Source organism: uncultured Aquincola sp. (assembly GCF_964001545.1).
Taxonomy (GTDB): domain Bacteria; phylum Pseudomonadota; class Gammaproteobacteria; order Burkholderiales; family Burkholderiaceae_C; genus Aquincola.
Genome location: NZ_CAXFDV010000071.1, coordinates 1 through 5849, shown reverse-complemented (window position 1 = coordinate 5849; position 5849 = coordinate 1). Strand labels below are relative to the sequence as shown.

General features: G+C 72.2%; 5 protein-coding genes. 2 read left to right on the top strand and 3 right to left on the bottom strand.

All coding sequences use genetic code 11. The features are described from left to right. Positions 1 to 171: 171 nt before the first annotated feature. Together ABNT58_RS02535 and trmB are read right to left on the bottom strand one after the other, a co-directional pair. Positions 172 to 501: a TfoX/Sxy family protein gene (locus ABNT58_RS02535; protein WP_348751941.1), complete on the bottom strand. Its 330-nt coding sequence runs from the start codon at positions 499 to 501 to the stop codon at positions 172 to 174. Between the two features lie 224 nt (positions 502 to 725). Beyond that, entirely contained in the window at positions 726 to 1409 is a 684-nt protein-coding gene (trmB, locus tag ABNT58_RS02530) for a tRNA (guanosine(46)-N7)-methyltransferase TrmB (RefSeq protein ID WP_348751940.1), read from the bottom strand. Between the two features lie 151 nt (positions 1410 to 1560). Here trmB and ABNT58_RS02525 point away from each other — a divergent pair, with 151 nt between their 5' ends. After that, positions 1561 to 2445 carry a universal stress protein gene (locus tag ABNT58_RS02525; protein ID WP_348751939.1) on the top strand — a complete coding sequence of 295 codons (885 nt, stop codon included), beginning with the start codon at positions 1561 to 1563 and terminating at the stop codon, positions 2443 to 2445. Positions 2446 to 2541: 96 nt separating this feature from the next. Beyond that, positions 2542 to 3183: an NAD(P)-dependent oxidoreductase gene (locus tag ABNT58_RS02520; RefSeq protein ID WP_348751938.1), complete on the top strand. Its 642-nt coding sequence runs from the start codon at positions 2542 to 2544 to the stop codon at positions 3181 to 3183. 112 nt (positions 3184 to 3295) lie between these two features. Here ABNT58_RS02520 and ABNT58_RS02515 read toward each other — a convergent pair. Continuing rightward, positions 3296 to 5849: autotransporter-associated beta strand repeat-containing protein (locus tag ABNT58_RS02515; protein ID WP_348751937.1), on the bottom strand; the 2554-nt coding region annotated here is incomplete at its 5' end.

The following is a 5849-nucleotide window of genomic DNA, read 5'->3' as shown; positions in this document are numbered from 1 at the left end:
TGATCACCTACGGCATCGCGTTGCCGCCCGAACTGCAGGCCTATGTCGACCGGTTGTGGGCCTCACCCGGCGTGGCGGCCTGGGTGGCCGATGCGCTGACCGAGAAGGACTTTCTGGACTTCGAAGAGCCGTATCGGCAGCAGGCGGACTGACCCACGGCGTCGAGGGGCTTCATCCGCCGTCGTGTGGGATGCGCTGGGCGTTGCAAAGATCGTCCAGCGCCAGCAGCAACCGGGTTCGCTCGGTCTTGGCCACCTCGCGCCAGTCCACGCCGGTCAAGGCGCCTTCGAGCGCCCACAGCAAGTTCAAGCTCGGGCGTCCGCCGGCCTGGCGCACGCGCAGGAAGGCGACCACCGCCCCAAGTTTGCGCAGTTCCGCCACCGATCCGATGCCGGCGCTGTGCAGGGCTGCGGCCGACTTCATGCCCAAGCCTTGCAGCGCGGCGAGCTGGTGGATTGCGTTGGTAGGCGCTTCAGAAAAGTCGCTCGAGAAGTCCGGCATGCAGGGCCTCGCGATCAATGTGTCTCATGATTGCAGTGCCCCGAGCGTCGCATGGCTCAGGCTGGGTCGCCAACCCAAGGTTCTCGATGACGGATGCTGCCTGGGCGCTCAGACCTCGCGGCCACCCCTGCGCTTGTCGCACGACGACGCCATCCGTTTGTGGTGCGCCTTGGCGCTCGCTGGGTCGCCCAGGTCGACGCTCAGGCCTGCCGAGCCCAGCCGCTTTACAGCCGCGTGAACACCAGGTCCCACACGCCGTGGCCCAGGTTCAGGCCGCGCTGCTCGAACTTGGTCAGCGGCCGGTAGTCGGGCCGCGGCGCGTAGCCTTCGGCGCTGTTGCGCAGGCCGGGTTCGGCGCCCAGCACCTCCAGCATCTGCACCGCATAGTCCTGCCAGTCGGTGGCGCAATGCAGGTAGCCGCCGGGGGCGATGTGCTGGATGAGCTTGGCCACGAAGGCCGGCTGCAGCAGCCGGCGCTTGTGGTGCTTCTTCTTGTGCCACGGGTCGGGGAAGAAGATGTGCACCCCGGCCAGTGAAGCCGGCGGGATCATGTCGCGCAGCACTTCCACCGCGTCGTGCTGGATCAGCCGCAGGTTGGTCAGGTTGTCTTCGCCGATGCGCTTGAGCAGCGCGCCCACGCCGGGCTCATGCACTTCCACGCCGATGAAGTCGGTGTCCGGCCGCGCAGCGGCGATCTGCGCCGTGGCGCCGCCCATGCCGAAGCCGATTTCCAGCACCACCGGCGCGCTGCGGCCGAAGGCGGCCGCGTAGTCCAGCGGCGCGGCCTGGTAGGGCAGCAAGAACTGGGGCCCCAGCTCGGCCAGGGCGCGCTGCTGGCCGGTGCCCATGCGCCCGGCGCGCAGCACGAAGCTGCGGATCGGTCGGCGGTGGATGGGTTCGTCGGTCATGGCGTCGGGCAGGCAGGTGCGAAGGGGCGGCATTGTCACCGAGCCGGCCGCGGCCTGGCCGCCCGGTGCGGCTTGACGCGCATCAAGCCGGCGGCCGCGCGCCTGCCCGCAGAATGGCCCGCACCCCGACCACCCGCATGCCACCCGCCCGATGACCGCCGCCTTCGCCCCGCCCCGCAGCCTGCTGGTGGCCACCGACCTGAGCAGCCGCTGCGACCGCGCCATCGACCGGGCCGTGCTGCTGGCGCGTCAATGGCAAGCGCGCCTGGTGGTGGCCACGGTGCTGGAAAAGGCCCGCATGGGCCAGCTGCAGGCGCAGGGTTCACAAGCCCTCAGCGGCGAAGAAGCCGCGCAGTTGCAGGAGCAGGCGCGCCGCCGCATGGACGCCGAGCTGGGCGACGCCGGCGTGCCGTTTGAACTGCATGTGGCGCACGGCCCGGTGGGCTCGGCGCTGCTGCAGGTGGCGGCCGAGCGGGGCTGCGACTGGATCGTCACCGGCACGGCGCGTGCGCATGGCCTGGGCCGGCTGGTGCTGGGCTCCACGGTGGACCTGCTGGTGCGGCGCGCGCCGGTGCCGGTGCTGGTGGTGCGCCAGCGTGGCCGCCGGCCTTACCCGCGGCTGGTGGTGGCCAGCGACTGGTCGGCGCCCGCGCGCCAGGCGCTGGAAGTGGCCGCGGCGGGATGGCCCGAAGCCGCCTTCACCCTGTTCCATGCCTACGGCGCCGCCTACCCGGCCCGCGCCGGTGTCGATCTGGCGCTGGCCCGCGATGCCGGCGGCGAACAGGCCACCCGCACCGCAGCGGCCTTCATCGCCGAAGCACAGCTGCCCGATGCGCTGCGCCGCCGTCTGCAGCTGTGGCTGGCCTCGGGCGACCCCGGCCTGCTGCTGCAGGCCCACGGCTGGCGCCACCCCGATGACCTGCTGGTGCTGGGCACTGCCGGCCGCACCGGCCTGGCCGCGATGCTGCTGGGCAGCGTGGCCGAGCGCCTGCTGGACATGGTGGAGAACGACGTGCTGCTGGTGCGGCCGGTGTGAAGCTCAGCTTCACGGTGAACGAAGCGCGCAGCGACTGGCGGCCCGGCGGTTGCGAGGGGAAGATGCCCCCATCGCAACCCCTTGGAGATTTCCACCATGAAGATCGCATTGATCGGCGGCACCGGCTTCGTCGGCAGCGCCGTGCTGGAAGAAGCGCTGCGCCGCGGCCATGCCGTGACCGCGCTGGCCCGCAACACCGGCAAGTACGCCGCCCGTGACGGCCTGACCGTGGCGCAGGCCGACGCGCAGGACGCGCAGCAGGTGGCCCGCGCCGTGGCCGGGCACGACGCTGTGATCGATGCCTACAACCCCGGCTGGGGCGAGGCGCAGATCCACGACTTGTTCCTGAAGGGCACCGACGCCATCCTGGACGGCGTGCAGGCCTCAGGCGTCAAGCGCGTGCTGGTGGTGGGCGGCGCCGGCAGCCTGTACGTGGCGCCGGGCGTGCAGCTGGTGGACACGCCGGAGTTTCCGGCCGAGTGGAAGCAGGGCGCGCTGGCCGCGCGCGAGGCGCTCAACCGCATCCGTGGTCGCCAGCAGCTGGACTGGACCTTCCTGTCGCCGCCAGTGTTTTTGAACCCTGGCGAGCGCAGCGGCGCCTACCGCACCGGCGGCGACGAGGTGCCGATGGTGGACGGCAAGCCCGCCAGCATCACCGTCGCCGACCTGGCGGTGGCCATCGTCGACGAGATCGAATCGCCGAAGCACGTGCAGAAGCGCTTCGTGGCCTATAGCTGAAGTCGGCCCCCAAGCTCGCTGCGCTCGCGCCCCCCCAAGGCCCTTCTGAAAGGGCCCTTCGGACCCTTGGGGAGCACCCGTCCTTGGGGCGGCCCGGCGGACGGGCGTTGCCTCAGCTGGTGCCGGCTCTTGAGCCGAAGCGGCGCCGCCAGGCCAGCAGCCCGGCGCCGCCCAGCATCAGTGCCCAGGTGGCCGGCTCGGGCACGGCGGCCACCTGGAAGTCGCTGATCACCAGGCCCTGGCCGCTGCCGTAGCGCACCAGGAAGCTGCCCGCGCCGTCGGCCGTCAGCAGCCGCGCGCCATCGGCGACGTTGGCAAACTGACCGAACAGCCCGCCGCCGGCCTGGATCAGATCGAACTGCTGGCCTGCGCCGGCCTGGAAGCCGTCGATGAAGCTCAGCCGCAGCACGGTGTCGCCCCCCAGGTCGACACTGCCGCCCACGTTCAGCGCGTCGTAGCCGCTGCCGCGCAGCAGCCCGCCCAGCTCCAGGTTCAGCAGCGCACCGCCGCTGAAGCTCAGGTTCTGCCGCACGCTGAACAGGCCCGCGCTTTCGCCCGGCGCCAGCTCGGCACCTTGCACGGCCAGCCGTTCCACCGTGCCATGGCCGCCCAGCGCCCCGGCTTCCACTTCGGTCAGGCCGGTGTAGGCCTGCGCGCCGTTGAGCACCAGCGTGCCGGCGCCGGTTTTCAGCAGGCCCAGGCCCGCGGCCAGTTCGCCGATGCTGCCGGCCACCACCACGGTGTGCCCGTTGGTGTCGATGAAGCCGGCGGCGCTGCCCGATTCGCCGTCCAGCAGCACGGTGCGCGTGGCCGCCAGCGTCAGCGAGTCCCAGGCCCGCAGCCCGCCCTGGGCGCTGCGGGTGGTTTCGCCGTCGTAGAAGCTCTTGCCCAGGAGGAGCCGGTTGCCCGCCGCGCCCAGCGATCCATCGGCCGTGATGCCCAGCACCGCGGTGCCGAAGCCCTGCGGGTCGCCCAACTGCAGGTCGCCGGTGAAGCTGTTGGTGCGGCTGGCCAGGCGCACGTCGAACTTGCCGCCGCTGTCACCCGGCCGGCTGCCGCCCTGAAAGCGCAGGGCCAGCGGGCCGGTCAGCGTGCGCTCGATGACGAGGGACTGACCATCGGCCGCAAAGCCCGCGCCGCCGGCGCCGATCTGCAGATTCGTGGCGTTGCCGATGACCAGCGGCGCGCTCAGCCGGCCGCTGGCGGCCAGCGTGCCGTTGTCCAGCCGGATCAGGTTGCCGGCGGCGCCCAGCGCGTCGACATGGCCCAGCGTCAGCCGGCTGCCCTGGGTGACTTCCACGCTGCCGGTGAAGCCGTTGGCCGCATTGAGCGTGACGGCCGCTGGCGAGAAGCCGGCGCGGCCCACCACCAGGCTGCCCTGGCCGCTGAGCGTGCCGTCCAGCGTGCCGAACAGCGGCCGCAGCGTGCCGCCGTTGCCCAGGTCCACCGTGCTGCCGGCGGCGGTGTCCAGCGAGGTCACCGTCAGGCGGTGGCCGAGCAGCGCGAGCTGGGCGCCGCTGTCCACACGCACCAGGCTGCGCGTGCCCAGGGCTTCGTCGGTGCCCAGCGCCAGCGTGCCTTGCAGCACCCGCACCGGGTTGTCGCCGCCGGTGTGGGTGTTGGTGGTGTTCAGCGTCCAGGTGCCGGCGCCGGCCTTGGTCATGTCCAGGCCGTCGATCGCTTGGTTGAACACCACGTCGAAGCCGTTGGTGTCCACCGTCATGCGGCGGAAGCGGGTGCTGCGGCTGGCCGCGATGTCGAGGTGGCCGCTGGCCACCAGGGTGCCCGGCAGCACGGCCAGGGCGTTGTTGCCCGCGGTGCGGCCGATGTTGAGCACGCCGCCGGCCGCGCCCAGGCGGGCGTCGCTGTCGATGACCAGCACCGCCGCCTCGCCGGCCGCGGTGCCGGCCAGTGCCACGCCGCCGGTGTGGCTGGCGCTGCCGGTGAGGATGTAGCGCGCCGCGCCGCCGAGGTTGAGCCGGCCATCGCCGCTGATGGCGCCCGACAGCCGGTGTTCGCCGCTGCCGCTGATGGTGGCGGCCGTGCCGCTGAGCACCAGCGGCCGGGCGAGTTCGTAGCCGTCGGGCAGCGCCAGCGCGCCGCCCAGCGTGATGCGCTGGCCGGCCTGGCCCAGGTTGCCGTCGTTCAAGAAGCGCACGGTGGTGAGGTTGGGCACACCAGCCGCATTCAACGTGCCGTCGTTGAAGATGCCCAGCCCACCCGCGAAGCTGTTGTCGCCGGTGAGCGTGATCAGGCTGCCGGTGAGGTGGAAGCCGCCGTTGCCGCTGATGCGGCTGCTGATGGTGTTGCTGCCGCCGCCGATCACCAGGCTGCCGTTGCCGCCGGTGGTGACGATGTCGCGCGCCAGGCCGAAGCCGTCGCTCAGCACCAGCCGGCCGCCGCCTTCGAAGCGCAGCACCGGGCTGGCGCTGCCCAGGTAGCTTTCGCGGCCCAGCTGCAGCGTGCCCGCGCCGCTGAGCTTGATCTGCCCGCTGAAGCTGAGCGGCACCGTGGTGCCCAACGCCAGCGTGCCGCTGCGCACGTCCAGGTCGCGCTGGCCGCTCAGGCTGCCGGTGAGGGTCAGGCGGCCCAGCGGGTTGTCGAAGTTCACCAGCACCCGCCCGTCGCCCGACAGGCTGGCCACGGTGGCGCTGCCGCCCGCGCCG

Coding starts and splice junctions, on each gene's coding strand:
- ABNT58_RS02535 (WP_348751941.1), bottom strand. CDS start 501: ATGCCGGACTTCTCGAGCGACTTTTCTGAAGCGCCTACCAACGCAATC.
- trmB (WP_348751940.1), bottom strand. CDS start 1,409: ATGACCGACGAACCCATCCACCGCCGACCGATCCGCAGCTTCGTGCTG.
- ABNT58_RS02525 (WP_348751939.1), top strand. CDS start 1,561: ATGACCGCCGCCTTCGCCCCGCCCCGCAGCCTGCTGGTGGCCACCGAC.
- ABNT58_RS02520 (WP_348751938.1), top strand. CDS start 2,542: ATGAAGATCGCATTGATCGGCGGCACCGGCTTCGTCGGCAGCGCCGTG.